This window comes from Pseudomonas coronafaciens pv. oryzae str. 1_6 (genome assembly GCF_000156995.2).
Lineage (GTDB): Bacteria > Pseudomonadota > Gammaproteobacteria > Pseudomonadales > Pseudomonadaceae > Aquipseudomonas > Aquipseudomonas tremae.
The window spans coordinates 2,113,307-2,131,372 of record NZ_CP046035.1 but is presented as its reverse complement, the minus strand read 5'-3'; the positions used below and the strand labels follow the sequence as shown (position 1 = coordinate 2,131,372).

The following is an 18,066-nucleotide window of genomic DNA, read 5'->3' as shown; positions in this document are numbered from 1 at the left end:
GCGGAGATTGACACAGCGTAGCAGTGCATCAGGCGCTGCGACGGCAGACTGCTCGGTACCCGTTCACGTCAGTGGCTTTACTTCGTTGCTGATACCGTGCGGAACATGACCTGTGGCAACTACGTCGCGAGCTTTTTCGCAGTGCCCTGGCTGATCGTCGAAAAACACATCGGCAGCGAACGCTTCAAGGAACGCCGACTTTTGCAAGCCACCGAGAAACAGCGACTCGTCCAGCCGGATATCCCATTCACGCAACGTACGGATCACTCGCTCGTGCGCAGGGGCCGATCGCGCAGTGACCAGCGCCGTACGAATCGGACAGCTTGCATCGGGAAATTCGCGCTGGAGCTTGTTTAGCGCAGCAAGAAACGGCTTGAACGGCCCGCCGCGCAAGGGCTCGCGGGCAGATTCACGTTCGCTGGCCTGAAAAGCGGCCAACCCGCCATTTTGATAAACCCGTTCCGACTCGTCGGAAAACAACACCGCATCGCCATCGAATGCGATACGTAGCTCGCCACTGGCGGCACGCCGCGCACCGCCGGACAGAATAGTCGCGGCGGCGAACCCGGCGTCCAGCGCGCTGCGCACATCTTCGGCGTGGGTCGACAGAAACAGATGGCAACCGAACGCCGCCAGATAAGGGTAAGGACTGCGCCCGCCAGCGAAAGCTGCGCGGCTGATATCGAGCCCGTAATGCTGAATCGAATTGAATACCCGCAGGCCGGTGTCGGCACTGTTGCGCGAGACCAGAACCACTTCGACCCGCGCCCTGCCCAGGCTGACGTTGAGGTTCAACAGTTTTTCTACCAGAGCAAAAGCATCGCCCTGCTCGAGGATGCCGTCCTCGTGCTCAATCTGATACTTGCGATAGGCCTCAATGCCATCCGCCATGTACACCGCGTGGCTGTCACGCAGGTCGAACAGCGCTCTGGATGAAATGGCCAGTACCAGTTTATCGTCATCATTCTCGATCATTACTCACTCCTCGCCTGATCGACGGTTGTCGCGATCAACAAATGCCAACGCCTGGTAAAGCGCCCGGACACGGACCATGTCAAAGCCGGCTGCAAGCGCGGCCGCCAGAGGCCGGGCATAAATGGCTTCCAGCTCTAACGGACGCCGTTCGACACGATCGTGGTACATGCTTGGCCTGTAGTCGGGCATGGTTTCAGTGACCGAAAGCAGGTGCTGCGCGAACCCGGCAGGCAACACATGACCGCACGCCTCGGCGCCCAGCACCACTTCGTCCATCAATGCACGGATCAGCGCCTGACTGTCGGGGTCGCTCATCAAGCGGCCAGTCCCTGCCTGCAACAGAGCCGACAGCCCGTTGTAGGGCACATTCCAGACCAGTTTCTGCCAGCGGGCCTGGCGCAGATCGGCCATTACCGGAGCGTCGATCCCGGCAGCGACGAACAAAGCCGCGCATGCTTCGACGATGGCCAGACGGCTGGCCTCGTCGACGGCAGGGCCGCTGTGGTAACCGACACTGACCGCGCCGAACGCCTGATGGGTGATGACACCCGGCGAGGCCCGATGCAGACAAACGAAACACAGCCCGCCCAACAGGTGCAAGCCGTCAGGCAGCACCGCGCGCAGTTGATCTTCAACGGCGAGGCCGTTTTGCAACAGCAACACGCCCGCATTCGGTGCTGCAACCTGCCGGATGATCGGACCCAGCTCGGCATTACCGGTACTCTTGGTGCCAATCAGCAACCAGTCACAACGCGGCATGTAGGCGGCCGAGCGATAAGCCTGGACAGGCTGCAGGTGCAAATCGCCATGTACCGCGCTACTGACCCGCAAACCATTGGACACCACCGCCTCAAACTCGCTGCGCAGCAGGAAATGCACGTCAAAGCCGGCGCGTGCCAGCATCAGCCCGTAAAATCCACCGATGGCACCGGTACCGATAATGCCGACCCGTGGCCGATGGGGAATGACACTCATAAGGACTCCCTTGGCTGTCCGGATATTTCTGGCCGTACACTATCCTTCTCGGCGGATTGTCTTGCAATACGAAGACACAACCCAGCTGGCAGCCTGCGAACCCGTGCGATACCTCGTTTACTTATTGTCGAACAACGCGATAACGCGCTAAGGTTCGGCTCCCCGCTGCGCTCAAACCTGCTGGGCACCGCCGCACGGGGGACCGTTGGCGGCCAGTACCCGCGACCTGATGAGTAACACGATGGCTGATTTACCGATTAATGACCTCAACGTTGCGTCCAATGAGACCCTGATCACCCCGGATCAGCTCAAGCGCGACATCCCGCTGACCGATGCTGCCCTGCGCACCGTCAGTCAGGGCCGTGAAGTGATTCGCAATATTCTCGACGGCAACGATCACCGTCTGTTCATTGTGATCGGCCCCTGCTCGATCCATGACCTGAAGGCCGCCAAGGAATATGCCGAGCGCCTGAAGACACTGGCTGCGGAAGTTTCCGACACGCTGTATCTGGTCATGCGCGTCTACTTCGAGAAGCCGCGCACCACGGTCGGCTGGAAAGGTCTGATCAACGATCCTTATCTGGATGATTCTTTCAAGATTCAGGACGGCCTGCACATTGGTCGCCAGTTGCTGCTGGACCTGGCTGAAATGGGTCTGCCAACGGCCACCGAAGCGCTTGACCCGATCTCTCCGCAATATCTGCAAGACCTGATCAGCTGGTCCGCCATTGGCGCACGCACCACTGAATCACAGACGCACCGCGAGATGGCTTCCGGCCTGTCTTCGGCAGTCGGCTTCAAGAACGGCACCGATGGCGGCCTGACCGTTGCCATCAACGCCTTGCAGTCGGTTTCCAGCCCGCATCGCTTCCTCGGCATCAACCAGGAAGGCGGCGTGTCGATCGTGACCACCAAGGGCAATGCCTATGGCCACGTCGTACTGCGCGGCGGCAATGGCAAGCCCAACTATGATTCGGTCAGCGTGGCACTCTGCGAACAGGCCCTGAACAAATCCGGCATTCGTCCGAACATCATGGTCGACTGCAGCCACGCCAACTCGAACAAGGACCCGGCGCTGCAGCCTCTGGTCATGGAGAACGTCGCCAACCAGATCCTGGAAGGCAACGAATCGATCATCGGCCTGATGGTCGAGAGCCACCTGAATTGGGGCTGTCAGTCGATCCCGAAAGACCTGTCGGAATTGCAATACGGCGTGTCAATTACCGACGCGTGCATCGACTGGGAAAGCACTGAGAAAACCTTGCGTAGCATGCATGCGAAACTCAAGGGTGTATTGCCTGCGCGCAAGCGCAAGTGATCTGACAGGTCGGTATTCAGCGAGCAGATACGCAGTGACGAAAACGCCGGGCAAATGCCCGGCGTTTTTCATGGTGACAGTCATTCGATCAGGTCAGAGCTTGGCAGCCTGCGACTGAAGGTCATGGAGCTCCATATAACGCTCCACATACGAGCAGGACGGTATGACGGAATAACCCATGCTGTCTGCGTAGTCGAGCGCCTCTTTGGTGAGGGCAGCCGCAATTCCACGCCCGCGCAAGGCATCGGGTACGAAGGTCCGGTAGAAATCGAGGGTCTGCTTCCCGAGATCCATGTAGGTCAGGTAGGCACGATGGCCGTCGATAATAATTTCGAAATGATGGCCGATTTCGTCATGGTGGATGGACAGCGCCTCGCTCATCGTTACTCCTAGCGGGTCTTGGAATTGGACCCCTACCTTACCGGTCTTTTTCAGGCGAAGGAACATCCACGCCACCAGTGTCTGTTCATGACACCGAAAACAACATTGCCGATATCGACAAACAGCACCCTGAGATAGTAGGCGCCATTGTTGAATATGCTCAAGCGCAGCAAGCGTAAATACACTTAAATATTTCAGCCTGTCGACCAGCCGTATGGCACGGCAACGCATGATCAGTGACCCGAATGCAAAAGCAGGATGCTCGCGAGCCCGCACTTGCCGCCTTCCAGTGGATAGTTTTTGTACAGAATGCGCGAGAAGTAACGCGGAACACTTTTAAAGCAGCTAAATTTAGCAGCTTCTTGCGCTGGGTCCGTTTACTTACTACAAACAATGGGTACTATGTACGCCGGTCGTTTTCTCATTTTCGAGAGATGACTAATTTGAAAAAATTCCTTTAAGGTGAACACGATGAACAACGTTCTGAAATTCTCTGCTCTGGCTCTGGCCGCAGTTCTGGCTACCGGTTGCAGCAGCGTATCCAAAGAAACCGAAGCTCGTCTGACAGCTACCGAAGACGCAGCAGCTCGTTCGCAAGCACGTGCCGACGAAGCCTACCGCAAGGCTGACGAAGCTATGGCTGCTGCTCAAAAAGCTCAGCAAACTGCTGACGAAGCCAACGAGCGCGCTCTGCGCATGTTGGACAAAGCTAGCCGCAAGTAATAATCCTCCGGGATTATTGAAAGCCGATCCGGCAACGGGTCGGCTTTTTTTTATGTTCTTTTGATTCTCGTTCCCACGCTGCGCGTGGTAATGCATTTCGTGACTCCCTGCGTCAGCAGGGTTCTGACGACGAATATCGTGCCAACGCTCCGCGCAGGCACGAGAATCACGCGGAACTTCACGAGACGGAATGACGACGCTTTACTGAAAAATTACCGGCTCTTCAGCACTCGAAGGCGCTTTACCCGGTTCTGCGATTTCCACCGGCATGCCATCTTCAGCGGCCACCACATCACGCACCAGATCCCAGTTCATGCGCAGGTTGTTGCCCAGATCGTCACGTTTGAGCAGCGCATTGATGACCGCCGTGTGTTTGTCGACCACTGACGGGTTACCCTGGTCATCGACCGGCGTGTGCGCCTCAAGGTAAACCTTGCCGCCACTGAGGCCGAATTTGTAAGGCTCGCTGATGATGCGCACAGTGGTGCCGACAGGGGCCATGTCAGCCAGTTCAAGCACGTTGTTATTGTACATGCGGAAGCAGCCATGGCTGGTGCGCATGCCAATGCCAAACTTCTTGTTCGAGCCGTGAATCAGATAGCCGGACATCCCCAGGCCGAACTTGAATGGCCCAAGCGGGTTGTCCGGACCGGCGGGCACGACGTCTGGCAGCGGATCGCCGTCAGCGGCATGTTCGGCCTTGATCGATGCAGGCGGCGTCCAGGTAGGGTTCGGCGTCTTGGCAATGACCTTGGTCACACCGATAGGCGAGCCCCAGCCTTCACGCCCTACCCCGAGTGGATAGGTGTGCACCACATTCTGCCCCTTGGGGTAGTAATACATGCGGTACTCGGCCAGGTTGATCACGATCCCTTCACGCGGGCCCGGTGGCAGGATGAAACGGGTCGGCAGCACGATGTCCTTGCCCGCGCCTGGCAACCACGGATCGACGCCAGGGTTGGCGGCGATCATTTCCAGATAGCCCAGATCATATTTCGTGCCCAGATCGGCGAAGGTATCTTCGTATTTGGCCTTGATGACCTGCACCTGGCCCACGATGTCCTCGCCAGGCGGCGGCAACGGGAACTCCAGAGCATGGACAGAGCTCACCGCGCACAGAGCAGCAAGTGACAGACAGCGGGTAACGGCTGGAATGCGCGACAACATCCGGGAAGATCCTTCGGTTCTACAAGGTAAATACAAAAAATGAAGTGTACACCTGGACTTGCCGGATCGGGGATATCCGGATCCGGCCATTGCGCTGCGCCGACAGCTAGAGTTCAGGCCAGATAGGGTTCATCCCTCTGCGCTGCGCATCAATGATGGCCTTGCACAAGGGGCACAGTCGCTCGTCGCGCATGACCTGCAGCTCGACCGGAGACATTTGCGGCCGGGCAGGCAACAACGTGCCACATAACGTTCGGTCGATTGAGCCGCCCAGCTCAAGTTGGCGCGCGATCAGATGCACCCGCACTTCCTGACAGGCGAACAGATCCAGCTGTTCATGAGGTTCAAGCATTTGATAGGCGTACAGGGACCAGGCGGGACGCGGCATGGGGGGCTCCAGATCGGGGGCGCCACATTAGCCGAAAGCCCCCGTGCAGGAAAGCCTCAAAGCAGCGGTTTCAGGCTCGGCCAGACATTTTCCAGCAACTTGTCCTGAGCCGCCGCCGCGGGATGCAGACCATCAGCCTGCATCAGCTCGGGCACGCCGCCTACGCCTTCCAGAAAGAAAGGCACGAACGGCACCTTTTTCTCATCAGCCAGATGGCTATATACCTCTTTGAACGCAGTGGTGTAACGCGGCCCGTAATTGGGCGGGATCTGCATGCCGAGCAGCAACACCTTGGCACCAGCTGCCCGAGCGCTGTCGATCATCGATGAAAGGTTTTGTTGCAATTGAGCAGGCTGCTGGCCGCGCAGCCCATCGTTGCCACCCAGCTCGAGAATAACCAGCTCGGGCTTATGCTCTGCAAGCAGCGCAGGCAGACGCGCTTGGCCTCCGGCGCTGGTGTCGCCGCTGATCGATGCATTGACCACCTTGTCGTCGTATCCCTCCTTCCTGAGCCGTTGCTCCAGCAGGCTGACCCACCCCACACGGGTATCCAGGCCGAAAGCCGCACTGATACTATCCCCAACGATCAACACCGTGCCCGCCATCGCGCCCTGTGACAACAACAGCAACCCCAGGCCAGCACTTAAAAACCACGCACGCATCGGATTCTCCATGAGTGAAAGTATTCTCAGTGCCCAAAGCCTCAGTAAAGTGGTCCCCAGCACCGAAGGTGACCTGACTATCCTGCACGAACTCTCCCTGGAACTAAACAAGGGCGACACGCTGGCCATCGTCGGCGCATCTGGTTCGGGTAAATCCACGCTACTCGGTCTGCTTGCCGGTCTGGACCTGCCCAGTGCCGGCTCGGTGATTCTTTCGGGGCGCAACCTCAGCGAGCTGGACGAAGACCAGCGCGCCAGGGTGCGCGCCGAGCACGTCGGGTTTGTGTTTCAGTCGTTTCAGTTGCTCGACAGCCTGAACGCGCTGGAAAACGTCATGCTGCCGATGGAGCTGGAGGGCCGCAAGAACGCTCGCGAGAAAGCCCGCCACCTGCTGGAACGTGTAGGGCTGGGCCAACGCCTGACTCACACCCCGCGCCAGCTGTCCGGCGGCGAGCAGCAGCGAGTCGCGATTGCCCGCGCCTTTGCCGCCAACCCGGACGTGCTGTTTGCCGACGAACCCACCGGCAACCTCGACAGCCACACCGGCGAGCGCATCAGCGACTTGCTGTTCGAGCTGAACAAAGAGCGTAATACCACACTGGTACTGGTCACTCACGATGAGCGTCTGGCCCACCGCTGCCACCGTTTGATCCGTCTTGAAGGGGGTCGAATGGTCGCCCCGCTGGAGCCTTGATGGCACGTTTGCCTTTTGCCCGACTGCTGAGCCTTGCCACCCGCCAACTGCTGCGCGACGCCCGTGCCGGTGAATTACGGGTCCTGTTCTTCGCCTTGCTGGTGGCAGTGGCGGCCAGCACCGCTATCGGTTACTTCGGCGCACGCCTGAACGGCGCAATGCTGTTGCGTGCAACCGAGTTCCTCGGCGCCGATCTGATTCTCGAAGGCTCCAGCCCCGCGCGCGTCGAGCAGATCGAGGAAGGCAAACGCCTGCAACTCAAACATGCGCAGATCGTGGTTTTTTCAAGCGTGATCGCCACTGACGCCGGTATCCAGCTGTCGAGCATCAAGGCAGTAGATGATGTGTACCCGCTGCGCGGCGAACTGAAAAGCGCACCGGACCTGTATCAGCCCGAGCAGCCCGGCAGTGGGCCGAACCCCGGCGAAGCCTGGGCCGAGGCGCGATTGTTTCCGGCTGTCGATCTGAAGGTGGGTGACGACATCGACGTCGGCTCCAAAACCTTGAAGCTGACTCGTGTGCTGACCTACGAGCCAGACCGGGCGGGCAATTTCTACAGCCTGACACCTCGGGTCATGATCAACCTGCAAGACCTGGCCGCGACCGGCGTGGTCCAGCCTGGCAGCCGGGTTACCTACCGGGAAATGTGGAGCGGGCCGCCCGAAGCGCTGGCGGCTTACCGCAAAGCGATCGAACCTGGCCTGGAGCCGCACCAGGAAATCAAGGACGCCCGTGACGGCAGTCAGCAGATTGGCGGCGCGCTGGGCAAGGCCGAACGTTATCTGAACATGGCAAGCCTGGTGGCGGTGCTGCTGGCGGGCGTTGCCGTCGCATTGTCTGCCTCCCGATTCGCTGCGCGGCGCTTCGATGCCAGCGCATTGCTTCGCTGCCTCGGCCTGTCGCGGGGCGAAACGATGGCGCTGTTCAGCCTGCAATTGGCAATCATCGGCCTGCTGGCCAGCCTGAGCGGCGCACTGCTGGGCTGGCTGGCACAGCTCGGGCTGTTCGCACTGCTGCAAAATCTGCTTCCGGCCACCGTACCTCCGGGCGGTCTTTTACCCGCGCTGGCCGGCATGGGCACCGGGCTCGTGGCACTGGCGGGCTTCGCGCTGCCGCCGCTGGCTGCCTTGGGACGTGTGCCGCCATTACGCGTATTGCGCCGGGACATGCTGCCTGTCCCTGCCAGCTCGTGGCTGGTGTATGGCGCTGCGTTATTGGCGCTGGGCCTGATCATGTGGCGCTTGAGCCTGGACCTGGTGCTGACCTTTGCCCTGCTGGGTGGTGGCGTCGTCGCTGCGCTGATACTGGGCAGCTTGTTGCTACTGGCACTCAACAGCCTGCGCCGCTTGCTGGCTGGGGCCTCGCTGCCGTGGCGACTGGGTCTGGGGCAACTGCTGCGTTACCCGCTGGCCGCTGCCGGGCAGTCACTGGCCTTCGGACTGATCCTGCTGTCGATGGGCTTGATCGCGCTGCTGCGTGGCGAGTTGCTCGACACCTGGCAGAACCAGTTACCCAAGGATGCACCCAACTATTTTGTACTCAACGTGCTGCCGTCAGACAAAGAGAACTTCGCTCAGACCCTGAGCAAGCTGTCCACTCACTATGCCCCGCTTTATCCGGTGGTGCCGGGGCGTTTGACCAGTATCAATGGCGAACCGGTCAGCAACTTTGTCACCAAAGACTCGCGTGGCGAAAACGCCACGCGCCGTGACCTGAGCCTGACCTGGGCCGCCGATTTGCCCGAGGGCAACGCATTGACCGCCGGCACCTGGTGGAAAGACCTGCCCACCACTGGCCAGAGCGATGCAACGCCGGGTGTGTCAATCGAGACCAAGCTGGCAGAAAGCCTGAAAATCAAACTGGGCGACCGCCTGAGCTTCATTGTCGGCGGCCTGACTCGCGAAGCAGTGGTCACCAGCCTGAGGACGGTGAACTGGGATACCTTCCAGCCCAACTTCTTCATGATCTTTCAGCCAGGTACGCTGGCCGACCTGCCGACCACCTACCTGACCAGTTTTTACCTGCCGCCGGGACAGGACAAACAGATCGTCGAGCTGTCGCGAACCTACCCGTCGATCAGCATTCTGGGCGTTGAAGCACTGTTGGCGCAGGTGCGCAGCATTCTGGATCAAGTCACTCTGGCGGTGCAGTTCGTGCTGTTGTTCGTATTGGCGGCCGGCATTGCCGTGCTGTTCTCAGGGCTGCAGGCGACACTGGATGAACGCATTCGCCAAGGCGCCCTGTTGCGTGCGCTGGGTGCAGAGCGAGTGTTGCTGATCAAGTCACGACGAATCGAATTCGGCTTGCTGGGCGCTGCCAGCGGGGTACTGGCAGCGCTGGGCTGTGAGCTGGTGAGTTTTGTGCTGTATCGCTACGCCTTTTCACTGGAATGGCAGCCGCACCCATGGTTGCTGCTGTTGCCGTTGATAGGCGCGCTGCTGGTCGGTGGTGCCGGTGTATTCGGCACCCGCCGTGCGCTGAACGTCAGCCCGTTGACCGTACTGCGTGAGGGATGAGGCTGGGCCTGCGTGGGAGCCGGGCGGTTATCAAGATCGTCCCCACGCTCTGCGTGGCAATGCAGTTCGTGACGCTCCGCATCGGATGAACCATCGTGGCTTGACCAGCACCACAGAATCTCCCACTGCCCTCGGCCAAAATCATAAGCAGACTTGTGTATAAAGCCGAGCTGCGCGTGGGAATGCCCTTCCGGACCGCACAGCGTCCAGCCTCACTTCTCGTAAACGATCGAATTCACAAACCAGAGCTTCTCGCCCTCCGGGGTGTTGACCAGCACTTCATCACCCACTTCCTTCTTCAACAAGGCGCGAGCCATAGGCGAGTCGATCGAGATGTAATCATTGCGACCATAGATCTCGTCGTAGCCCACGATACGAAACTTCTTCAGATCGCCCTCTTCATTTTCGATCTCGACCCACGCACCGAAAAACACCCGCCCTTCCTGTTCCGGCGAATACAGGACCACGCGCATGTCTTCAAGGCGCTTGCGCAGGTAGCGCACACGACGGTCGATCTCGCGCAGCAGCTTTTTGTTGTACTGATAATCCGCGTTCTCGCTGCGATCACCCAGCGACGCCGCCCAGGTAACTTTCCGGGTGATGTCGGGGCGGTGCTCTCGCCACAGATAATCGAGTTCTTTCTTCAGGGCTTCGTGCCCGTCCCTGGTGATGATCTTCGTGCTCAAGACGTTTCTCCAGCCCTGCAAAAATCAGTTCAAAGGGTGATAAACGTCACCGACGCGCTACCTCATGCTGGATACAGCCGTCGTAGTAAACCTTGCTGACCGCATCCGGTTTCAACCGTGACTCGCTGTCATACGTCTGCTCAGTGATGCGCAATGCCATGGGGCGCATCCATTGTTTGACGAACTTGCGCGCCTGCAGCTTCTGCCTTGCTCCATAGCGGGTAACGCCTGACAGTTTTGAAGCCTGCGCTCCGCCGGCAATGCTCGAACCCCAGCGACAAAGATAACGCTCGTTTTCCGTGGCGTTTCTGGCCTGAACGGAAAAAGCCAGGCCGGACAGCGCCAAGCACGCCAGAACACAATAAACCAAACGCATGCGAAGACCACCTAATCCTTTGATAAGGCGGCGATTTTGCCTGCGTGACAACATGCCGGGGGCCAGCAATATGCCTTCTATTGCCGTTGGCGACACACTTTCTCAGCCCAGCGTAATAAGCCCCTGACGAGCAATGCGCGTCAGATCACGAATAACCTGCCCGACGTCGTCCGCTCGAAGTGATTGCACCACTGCGAGGTCGAACTGGTCGTTGGCGAAATGGCTCAGAGACTGGTCGGTCTCGACAAACTGGATCAGAAACGCGCAGGAGCCACCGCGCCGACGAGGCCAGCCATCGAGATAACGCAACAGAGTGGGCTGATGGGCACCGCTCAGCAGGATTTTCGGGTTCTTGCGTGACAAGACCGTGCTGATCGGGGAAAGACGAATGAGGGGGCGCAGGTTGTTCATGGTTTTCTCAGCCTCGCAAGATCCGCTGGGCAGCGGTGAGAGGCAACACCGAACCAACGTTTTAGCGGTATTTAGACAAGACTCGAGCCTTGCCAGGCGCCCCGCAAGTAGTTGTTAAATCGGCGCTTGAGCATGCATCGTAGAGAAACGGCCACTTCGTTGTCAATCGCCATCCATGACGCTGGCCTGCAAACGCACGAGGCCCGCCAACAGGCGGGCCTCGCAAGACAAGCGTAGCCGGTTATCGCGCGATCAGGCGGTCCACCGACAGTTTTCCTGCACCCTCGATCAGAACTGCCAGAGCGCCACCGAGCAAAGCCAGTGCGTACTCATAGCCGTTGTTGGCCATGAAGAACCCGTTGTGAATGTGTACGGTAAAGATCGCCACCAGCAACAGCAGGATGACTACCACCGCGGCCGGACGAGCCAGCAGCCCCAGCAGCAGCCCCAGACCGCCAAAAAACTCCGCGCTGCCAGACATCAATGCCATCAGATATCCCGGTGTCAGGCCGAGGCTTTCCATGTAATGCGCTGTGCCTTCCAGGCCGTAGCCTCCGAAAGCACCAAACAGTTTCTGACTGCCGTGGGCGATAAAAGCTATGCCGACGATGATGCGCAGAACGGTCAGGCCGTAGCCGGCGCGTGTGGTAACGATCGAGCGGATGAAGGTGTTCATGTGGATGGCTTCCGAAAGTGATCAAGCTGGAGTGCCGCCATCATAATCGAATGAACTCATGTGAAAATCATAAATAACAGCACATAAGCATCGATAAAATCGATAATCAGCGTTTTGTGGTGGCAGCTTTGCTGCCTTTTTCCAGCGATTCGCGTTCACGGTCGAACGCCAGATAGTACTTGTTTACGCTGTTGACGAACGCGACCACATTCGCACCACCCTGCTCCATCGCCACACGCTCGGTCTGGAAGAACCACTGATTGGGGTTGAGCCCACGCCGCCGAGCTTCTTCGCGCATGCCTTGCACGCGCTCCGGCCCCAGGTTGTAGGCGGCCATCACAAACGCCATGCGCTCGCGCTCGTTGACCTTGTTACTGGAGAAGTATTTGCGCTGGATCAGCGCCATGTAACGCGAGCCTGCGCGGATATTGTCATCAGCGCTCTGAATATTCTGTACGCCAACGCGCTTGGCTGCCGATGGCGTGATCTGCAGCAGGCCTGTCGCACCGCCGCTGCCCTTGGCCGTCGGGTCGAGCTTCGACTCCTTGAACGCCAGCGCCGCGAGGTCCAGCCAGTCCATACCCTGCGCATCCGCATGACGTTGCAGCATGGGTCGCAGCTGCTCAAGACGTTGCAAGTTGTTGCGCACCAGAGGGTTGTTGACCTTGAAGGTGTTCCTGTAAGCGTTCTCGAAAGCCAGGTCATGCTGAGCCGATGGCTTATAGCCCTTGAGGAAGTCATCCACACTGGCGCGCAGCAGGGTCGCGTTGTCACGCACGAACCAGCTGATGTCACCATGAGTCTGCAGGGTCAGATCCCGGTTTATACGCAGCTTGGGCATGATCCTGGCCCAGCGCTCGGCAATGGGCTGTTCGACCAGCGTCATCGGGTAGATACCGGCCTGGACCATTTCCAGTACGTCTTCGACCGCCAGAGTAGGGTCGACCCATTCGATTTTCGCCAACGGCAGCTTGCGCAGTTCCAGTTGCCGATTGACCTGATGCAGCGCCTCATCGGCCGCGCTGCCGGTGGGCAGGCTCAGCGTTCGACCGGACAACTGATCGACCCGACGCAGGCTGCGCTGGCCGCGAACACTGACCAGGACCAGCGGCACGTCATGAATGATCGGGGCGCTGGCCTGAATGCCTTTTGCGTCGCTGATGTCGAGCAGTTCGCCGGGCGCGATCAGATCACCCTCACCACGCTGCAACGCACTCAGCAGTTGATTCTTGGCTTTGGGAATGACCTTGAAGGTGACCTTGCGGCCATCGCGGGCGTGACTGTTGAGATACTCTTCGAACGCTTCCAGACGATGGTATTCGACGCCTATCTCCTGCCCCTTGACGTCGCCCGAACTGTTGCGACTCTGGTTGACCAGTACCCGCAGGACTTTGCTGCTGCGAATGGCAGGCAGGTCACGCACCTGGGTCTTGTGTTGCACAGCTTCCGGGCCGGTCTGGCGCGCAGACGCGTGCAGGGGCAGCAGCGGCAAAAGGCACATGAAGGACACAAGCGCGGATCGAATCATTCGTTTACCCCGGGCAATGCCGGAAAAAAAACAGGAAAAAGAAAGTCTTTGCGTCACGCAGCGGCATCGAGCAGCTAAGAAATCAATGAGCGTTTGCGCCCAATGTCTTGAATACCCTGCCTTTTCTTGTTGTGACCGTAGCTCTGGTATGCTCGGCGGCCTTGAGGCGGAGGTAGCACCATGCAACTCATCGACATCGGCGTCAATCTGACCAACGCAAGCTTCGCGTCCCAGCGACAGGCGGTACTCGACCGAGCCTATGCCGCAGGCGTTTCGCAACTGGTGGTCACCGGCACCAGTATCGAGGGCAGTGAACAGGCCCTGCAGCTGTGTCACGACCTCGATGAACCAGCGCAACAGTTGTTCTGCACGGCGGGTATCCACCCGCACTCAGCGAGCGATTGGACCGGCGACAGCGAGAAACAGTTGCATGCGTTGCTCAAGGAAAATCGCGTTCGTGCGGTAGGTGAATGCGGACTGGACTTCAACCGCGACTTCTCGCCTCGCGCCCAGCAGGAAAAAGTCCTGGAGGCGCATCTGGCGATGGCCGTAGAGCTGCAACTGCCGGTGTTTCTGCATGAGCGCGACGCCAATCAGCGCCTGCTTGAAATCCTGCGCGACTATCGCGACCGTCTGCCCGCGGCAGTGGTGCATTGCTTTACGGGGGAACGCACAGCGCTGTTCAGCTATCTGGACATGGACCTGCACATCGGCATAACTGGCTGGATCTGCGACGAGCGACGCGGCACGCATCTGCATGCGCTGGTGGGCAACATCCCTCGTGGTCGGCTGATGCTCGAGAGCGACGCGCCCTATCTGCTGCCTCGCAGCCTGCGCCCGAAACCGAAAAATGGCCGCAACGAACCCGCCTTCCTGCCCGAAGTACTGCGTGAGGTGGCCCTGCACAGGGGTGAAAGCCAGGAAGACCTGGCGCGCCACAGCACAGCGTGCGCCCGGGCATTTTTCAGCTTGCCGACAGTAGAGCCGACAGCCGGTGAAAATCTGCAGCTTTCTTGACCCGTATCAACAGGGACTTCAATGAATGAGGCACTGTGATGGCACCTTGCTGCTACTTCACACGATCATCATAGAAGACCTCACATGGGCTCATGGCTTGGCAACCTTTCACTGAAATACAAATTCTGGGCCGTCAACGCGGTCGCCTTCGTCACCACGCTGTTGCTGGTGCTGTACGCCTTGCAGGTGGAACAGCAGGCGCGCGCGGAAACCTCACGCGAGGCCGCGCAATTGCAGGCCCGCCTGCTGGCTGTGTGGCCTGCTGAAACGCCGCTGCCTGCAAGCGACACGCTGCTGATCTACAACAAAGGGCAGGCCCCCGAGCTGAACTCGATCACCCTGCCGGAACTGGCCAGCGCCAGTGACTGGGTGATGCTCGACAAGCGGCTGGGCGACCGCGTGCTGAGCGGCGCTCAGATCGTCTCTGCCCGCAATGGTCAGCACCTCGCGGTTCTGGCCTTCACTCCCACCTTCATGGAGACGCTTGAGGCTCGCTTCACGCATTACGCCGTCGCGGTTTTCGTGTTGATGATGCTGATGCTGTGTGCGTCGCAACTGCTGATCCGCTTTCTGCTCAGCCAGCTCAATGCGCTCAAGGACGTGATGCTGCATGTCGAGAAAACCGGCGACCTGGCGGCACGTGTCGCCAACCGTAGCGATGACGAGGTCGGGCAGATGGCCAAGGCATTCAACGCGATGCAGGCCGGGTATCAGCGGGTGGTCGATACCGTTTCGCAAACTGCCGGACGTCTGGATCTGGGCGCCGCCCAACTGGCGGCGGGCATGAAGGATGTGCGTCAGGGCATGCTGGGCCAGCAAAGCGAGACTGATCAAGTGGCGACCGCGATCAACGAAATGACGGCCACGGTTCATCACATCGCTCAGCACGCCAGCACCACCCGCGATCAGTCGCAGACCGCCGATGCGCTGGCAGGCAGCGGCAAGGCAGTGGTCGATCGCGTGCAGGTGTCTATTGCCGGGCTTTCCAGCGGCGTGCAGCAGACCGCCGAGATGATCAAGCGCATGGCCGAGGACAGCCAGAAGATCAATGGCGTGGTCAATGTGATCCACAGTATTGCCGAGCAGACCAACCTGCTGGCGTTGAACGCTGCCATCGAGGCGGCACGCGCCGGGGAAATGGGCCGGGGGTTTGCCGTGGTGGCCGATGAGGTGCGCAACCTGGCCAGACGGGTACAGACTTCGACCGACGAAATCACCACGATGGTCTCGACCTTGCAGAACGGCACCCGCGATGCAGTGGATTTTATGCAGGACAGCTCGTTCAAGGCGGATGAATGCGTGCAACAAGCCAAAGAGGCAGGCGAAGCGTTGGCAGCCATCGCAAGCGCTGTGGCGCAGATGCGCGAAAGCAATACGCAGATCGCCGTTGCGGCCCAGCAGCAGAGTCAGGTGGCCGAAGAAATGAATCGTGCGGTCGTGAGCATTCGCGACGTCACCGAGCGCACGGTAATCCAGACGGTGCAATCCGCCACCACCAGCGATGAACTCGCCACCCTGGCAGGCGAGCTGAATGCCGCTATCGGCCAGCTCAAGCTGTAACAGGCTATCGACGCGATAGACAGGCTTGCCTCGTCAGTCAATACACGCAGGCCTATTCTTCAGGCATTGATTGAACGATGCGTTGAAGAGGACAGCATGATGAACAAACCACTTTCCGGTGTGCAGATGAACCCATGGCGTGATACCAGCGCCGATCAGGTGCATTCGACCAGCGTGGCCCTGTACCTGATTGCCGTGCCGCTGTTCATTCTGGCGACACTGCTGATCTTGAACGGCCTGTTCTCCGAAAGCCTGTCGTCCGTCGCAATCGGCGTGATCGGGATGGTTGCGGCGCTGGCCTTCCAGCGAAAGGACGCTGCCCGGATCAGCCAAACACAGTCACGGTCTGACGACTGATCGCTATCAGCTCACCCTCCGGGCTCCACAATGCAGCAGCGGTGTGACCATAGCCGTCACGCGCGTGCTCGATGACTGCGCGATAGCTGCACCACTGTAATGTGTCGAGCACCGGCTGCGGCTGCACGAACTCGATGGTCCAGGTCAGCGAACTGCCTGGCGCCGGTTTGTTCAGATGCGGCAGCACCGCTGGCGGCCAAGTATCGACCAACGCCAGGATGTGCGCCTCGCTCACAGGCTTTGCGTGTTCTTCACAAAACCGCACATAGCCGCCGATCGCAGGTGATTGCGTATTGCTGAAAGGCATGCCACCCAGCGCCCAGCGAATGTCCATGAAGCGTAGATAATCGGGCATCACGCCGCTGGCAAAAGGCAGCTCCGGACATTGATCGACAGGTTTCAGGTCTGGTGCAGGCTCGGCGGCGACGGTAATCATCGACTCGCGGGACGCACCGAAGCTGCCCTGTATCAGCGTCATCACCTGACCATTCTGCATCGCGCGGCCCAACACCTGACTGACGGCCTTGCCATGGCGCAGAATATCGACCTCGAATGAAACCGGCACACCTGGTTCGGCAGGCCCCACGAAGGTGATTGCCAGCGAGCGAATCGGTCGCCCTTCCGGCACTTGGGCACGCATGGCTTCATAGGTCAGAGCAGCCATGAGCCCACCGAAGCAGGCACGCCCCTGCGACCACTCGGCAGAAATGGTCACAGAGAGCGGGTTGTCACGGATTGCATCGATCAGTTCAGAAAAAGTCATGGTGGTTCCACCGGCTTGAAAGGCGATTGATGATAACCATCCTCTTACTGGCTGACAGGGTACATATCGGCCATTCTTGCGGCTTGATGTTGCGCCGCGCCCGCAAACAAGTGACAGGCACGTGGCGTCAGAAACACGCTTTGGCAAGTCGCTTGAGCGAGGCCTCTGCCTTGCGCTCGGCACGTACGATACCGATCTGCCAGCCAGGTATGCACGGTGCCAGATCCGACTGTTCTCCAGCCTGAGCAAGCCACTGCAGGTGATCGTGCCAGTCACCGAGTTCGCTCTGGGCAGACTTCAGCCGGGCCTGCATGTTTTTTGGCTGATGACTGAGTTCGGAATAGGCTTCGGCGGCATAACGCACGCGCTTGATCAGCAGACGCAGGTCGTGTCGATCATGGTCCGGTTCGGCTATGGCCACACGCAGCTTGCGCCATTGTTTGTCCATGCGCTTTTCAACGGTCTTGCGCAGCCCGCGCAACTGACCCTGGCGCTGTTGCAGGCGCAATGAGGCGGGAAAGCCATCGATCAGGTTCAGCAGCCGGCTCAGCTCACCTGATGTAGCCACCTTCGGACAGGCATCGGCCAAGTGCTGGCTGCGTTTGAAGGCGGCTTCGTTCAGCCCCTGTTCTTCCAGAAAAGAAGCCAGCACCTGCATGTCGCGCAAGGGCGTGGTCAACTGTCCTACGGCCTTGGCGGCCTCTTCCAGCGCAGCGGCAGCCGGTATTTCTCGCAAGGGCCGCAATACACTGCGCAGACGGCGCACAGTGGTGCGCAAATCATGCAACGCTTCGCTGTCTGTCGACACCGCCAGACGCGCCTGACAAGCAAGCAGCTTGACATCCAGCGCGAGTATTTCGGCGACCAGATGATTCACCATTGACGACATGCTG

20 protein-coding genes are annotated in these 18,066 nt (G+C 59.4%); 7 read left to right on the top strand and 13 right to left on the bottom strand.

From position 1 onward, the window contains the following. Positions 1–63: 63 nt before the first annotated feature. Together POR16_RS09495 and POR16_RS09490 are read right to left on the bottom strand one after the other, a co-directional pair. Positions 64–975 (bottom strand): 5'-nucleotidase, encoded by a 912-nt coding sequence (locus POR16_RS09495; protein ID WP_005897432.1) that lies wholly within the window; start codon positions 973–975, stop codon positions 64–66. A gap of 3 nt (positions 976–978) precedes the next feature. Beyond that, a complete protein-coding gene (locus POR16_RS09490; RefSeq protein ID WP_024691032.1) occupies positions 979–1,950 on the bottom strand; it encodes a putative 2-dehydropantoate 2-reductase in 972 nt (323 codons plus the stop codon). A gap of 241 nt (positions 1,951–2,191) precedes the next feature. Between POR16_RS09490 and POR16_RS09485 the strand changes: the two genes are divergently transcribed. Then, positions 2,192–3,268 (top strand): 3-deoxy-7-phosphoheptulonate synthase, encoded by a 1,077-nt coding sequence (locus POR16_RS09485; protein ID WP_005897426.1) that lies wholly within the window; start codon positions 2,192–2,194, stop codon positions 3,266–3,268. 93 nt (positions 3,269–3,361) lie between these two features. On the opposite strand, the gene POR16_RS09480 is transcribed toward POR16_RS09485, so the two are convergent. Then, positions 3,362–3,649 (bottom strand): GNAT family N-acetyltransferase, encoded by a 288-nt coding sequence (locus tag POR16_RS09480; protein ID WP_024669766.1) that lies wholly within the window; start codon positions 3,647–3,649, stop codon positions 3,362–3,364. Between the two features lie 471 nt (positions 3,650–4,120). On the opposite strand from POR16_RS09480, the gene POR16_RS09475 reads away from it, so the two are divergent. Next, on the top strand, positions 4,121–4,372 hold the full coding sequence (locus tag POR16_RS09475) for an Lpp/OprI family alanine-zipper lipoprotein (RefSeq protein ID WP_003347084.1): 252 nt from the start codon (positions 4,121–4,123) through the stop codon (positions 4,370–4,372). A 201-nt stretch (positions 4,373–4,573) separates the two neighbouring features. Here the strand turns inward: POR16_RS09475 and POR16_RS09470 are convergent, their stop codons facing one another. The 3 genes from POR16_RS09470 to POR16_RS09460 all read right to left on the bottom strand — a co-directional run bounded on the left by POR16_RS09470 (position 4,574) and on the right by POR16_RS09460 (position 6,589). Continuing rightward, positions 4,574–5,539: a L,D-transpeptidase family protein gene (locus POR16_RS09470; RefSeq protein WP_005897422.1), complete on the bottom strand. Its 966-nt coding sequence runs from the start codon at positions 5,537–5,539 to the stop codon at positions 4,574–4,576. Positions 5,540–5,645: 106 nt separating this feature from the next. Next, positions 5,646–5,927, bottom strand: coding sequence for a hypothetical protein (locus tag POR16_RS09465; protein ID WP_005897419.1), 282 nt, complete (start codon positions 5,925–5,927; stop codon positions 5,646–5,648). Positions 5,928–5,983: 56 nt separating this feature from the next. Further along, on the bottom strand, positions 5,984–6,589 hold the full coding sequence (locus POR16_RS09460) for an arylesterase (RefSeq protein WP_005897417.1): 606 nt from the start codon (positions 6,587–6,589) through the stop codon (positions 5,984–5,986). A 10-nt stretch (positions 6,590–6,599) separates the two neighbouring features. On the opposite strand from POR16_RS09460, the gene POR16_RS09455 reads away from it, so the two are divergent. Together POR16_RS09455 and POR16_RS09450 are read left to right on the top strand one after the other, a co-directional pair. Continuing rightward, complete coding sequence (locus tag POR16_RS09455; RefSeq protein ID WP_024691223.1) at positions 6,600–7,283, top strand: ABC transporter ATP-binding protein; 684 nt, start codon at positions 6,600–6,602, stop codon at positions 7,281–7,283. Then, positions 7,283–9,799, top strand: coding sequence for an ABC transporter permease (locus tag POR16_RS09450; protein ID WP_053932153.1), 2,517 nt, complete (start codon positions 7,283–7,285; stop codon positions 9,797–9,799). Before POR16_RS09455 ends, POR16_RS09450 begins: the two co-directional genes overlap by 1 nt. A gap of 212 nt (positions 9,800–10,011) precedes the next feature. Here the strand turns inward: POR16_RS09450 and greB are convergent, their stop codons facing one another. From greB to POR16_RS09425, 5 genes are all read right to left on the bottom strand, one after another. Next, positions 10,012–10,485 (bottom strand): transcription elongation factor GreB, encoded by a 474-nt coding sequence (gene greB, locus POR16_RS09445; RefSeq protein WP_005886592.1) that lies wholly within the window; start codon positions 10,483–10,485, stop codon positions 10,012–10,014. 46 nt (positions 10,486–10,531) lie between these two features. Beyond that, positions 10,532–10,861, bottom strand: a complete 330-nt coding sequence (locus tag POR16_RS09440) for a hypothetical protein (RefSeq protein WP_005886594.1) — start codon at positions 10,859–10,861, stop codon at positions 10,532–10,534. Positions 10,862–10,963: 102 nt separating this feature from the next. After that, positions 10,964–11,272 (bottom strand): hypothetical protein, encoded by a 309-nt coding sequence (locus POR16_RS09435; RefSeq protein ID WP_005886596.1) that lies wholly within the window; start codon positions 11,270–11,272, stop codon positions 10,964–10,966. 241 nt (positions 11,273–11,513) lie between these two features. Further along, positions 11,514–11,948, bottom strand: a complete 435-nt coding sequence (locus tag POR16_RS09430; protein ID WP_005886598.1) for a DoxX family protein — start codon at positions 11,946–11,948, stop codon at positions 11,514–11,516. A gap of 106 nt (positions 11,949–12,054) precedes the next feature. Then, positions 12,055–13,476, bottom strand: a complete 1,422-nt coding sequence (locus POR16_RS09425) for an MltF family protein (protein ID WP_024691221.1) — start codon at positions 13,474–13,476, stop codon at positions 12,055–12,057. Between the two features lie 180 nt (positions 13,477–13,656). Between POR16_RS09425 and POR16_RS09420 the strand changes: the two genes are divergently transcribed. The 3 genes from POR16_RS09420 (at position 13,657) to POR16_RS09410 (ending at position 16,410) form a co-directional block, all read left to right on the top strand. Continuing rightward, positions 13,657–14,493 (top strand): TatD family hydrolase, encoded by an 837-nt coding sequence (locus POR16_RS09420; RefSeq protein WP_005886602.1) that lies wholly within the window; start codon positions 13,657–13,659, stop codon positions 14,491–14,493. An 84-nt stretch (positions 14,494–14,577) separates the two neighbouring features. Beyond that, positions 14,578–16,053: a methyl-accepting chemotaxis protein gene (locus POR16_RS09415; protein WP_024669758.1), complete on the top strand. Its 1,476-nt coding sequence runs from the start codon at positions 14,578–14,580 to the stop codon at positions 16,051–16,053. A gap of 99 nt (positions 16,054–16,152) precedes the next feature. Next, positions 16,153–16,410 carry a hypothetical protein gene (locus POR16_RS09410; RefSeq protein ID WP_024669757.1) on the top strand — a complete coding sequence of 86 codons (258 nt, stop codon included), beginning with the start codon at positions 16,153–16,155 and terminating at the stop codon, positions 16,408–16,410. Here POR16_RS09410 and POR16_RS09405 read toward each other — a convergent pair. Both POR16_RS09405 and POR16_RS09400 read right to left on the bottom strand, forming a co-directional pair. Further along, positions 16,379–17,173, bottom strand: a complete 795-nt coding sequence (locus tag POR16_RS09405) for an acyl-CoA thioesterase (protein WP_005886609.1) — start codon at positions 17,171–17,173, stop codon at positions 16,379–16,381. The genes POR16_RS09410 and POR16_RS09405 overlap by 32 nt on opposite strands. A gap of 127 nt (positions 17,174–17,300) precedes the next feature. Continuing rightward, complete coding sequence (locus POR16_RS09400; protein WP_032618493.1) at positions 17,301–18,053, bottom strand: CHAD domain-containing protein; 753 nt, start codon at positions 18,051–18,053, stop codon at positions 17,301–17,303. Positions 18,054–18,066 lie beyond the last annotated feature (13 nt).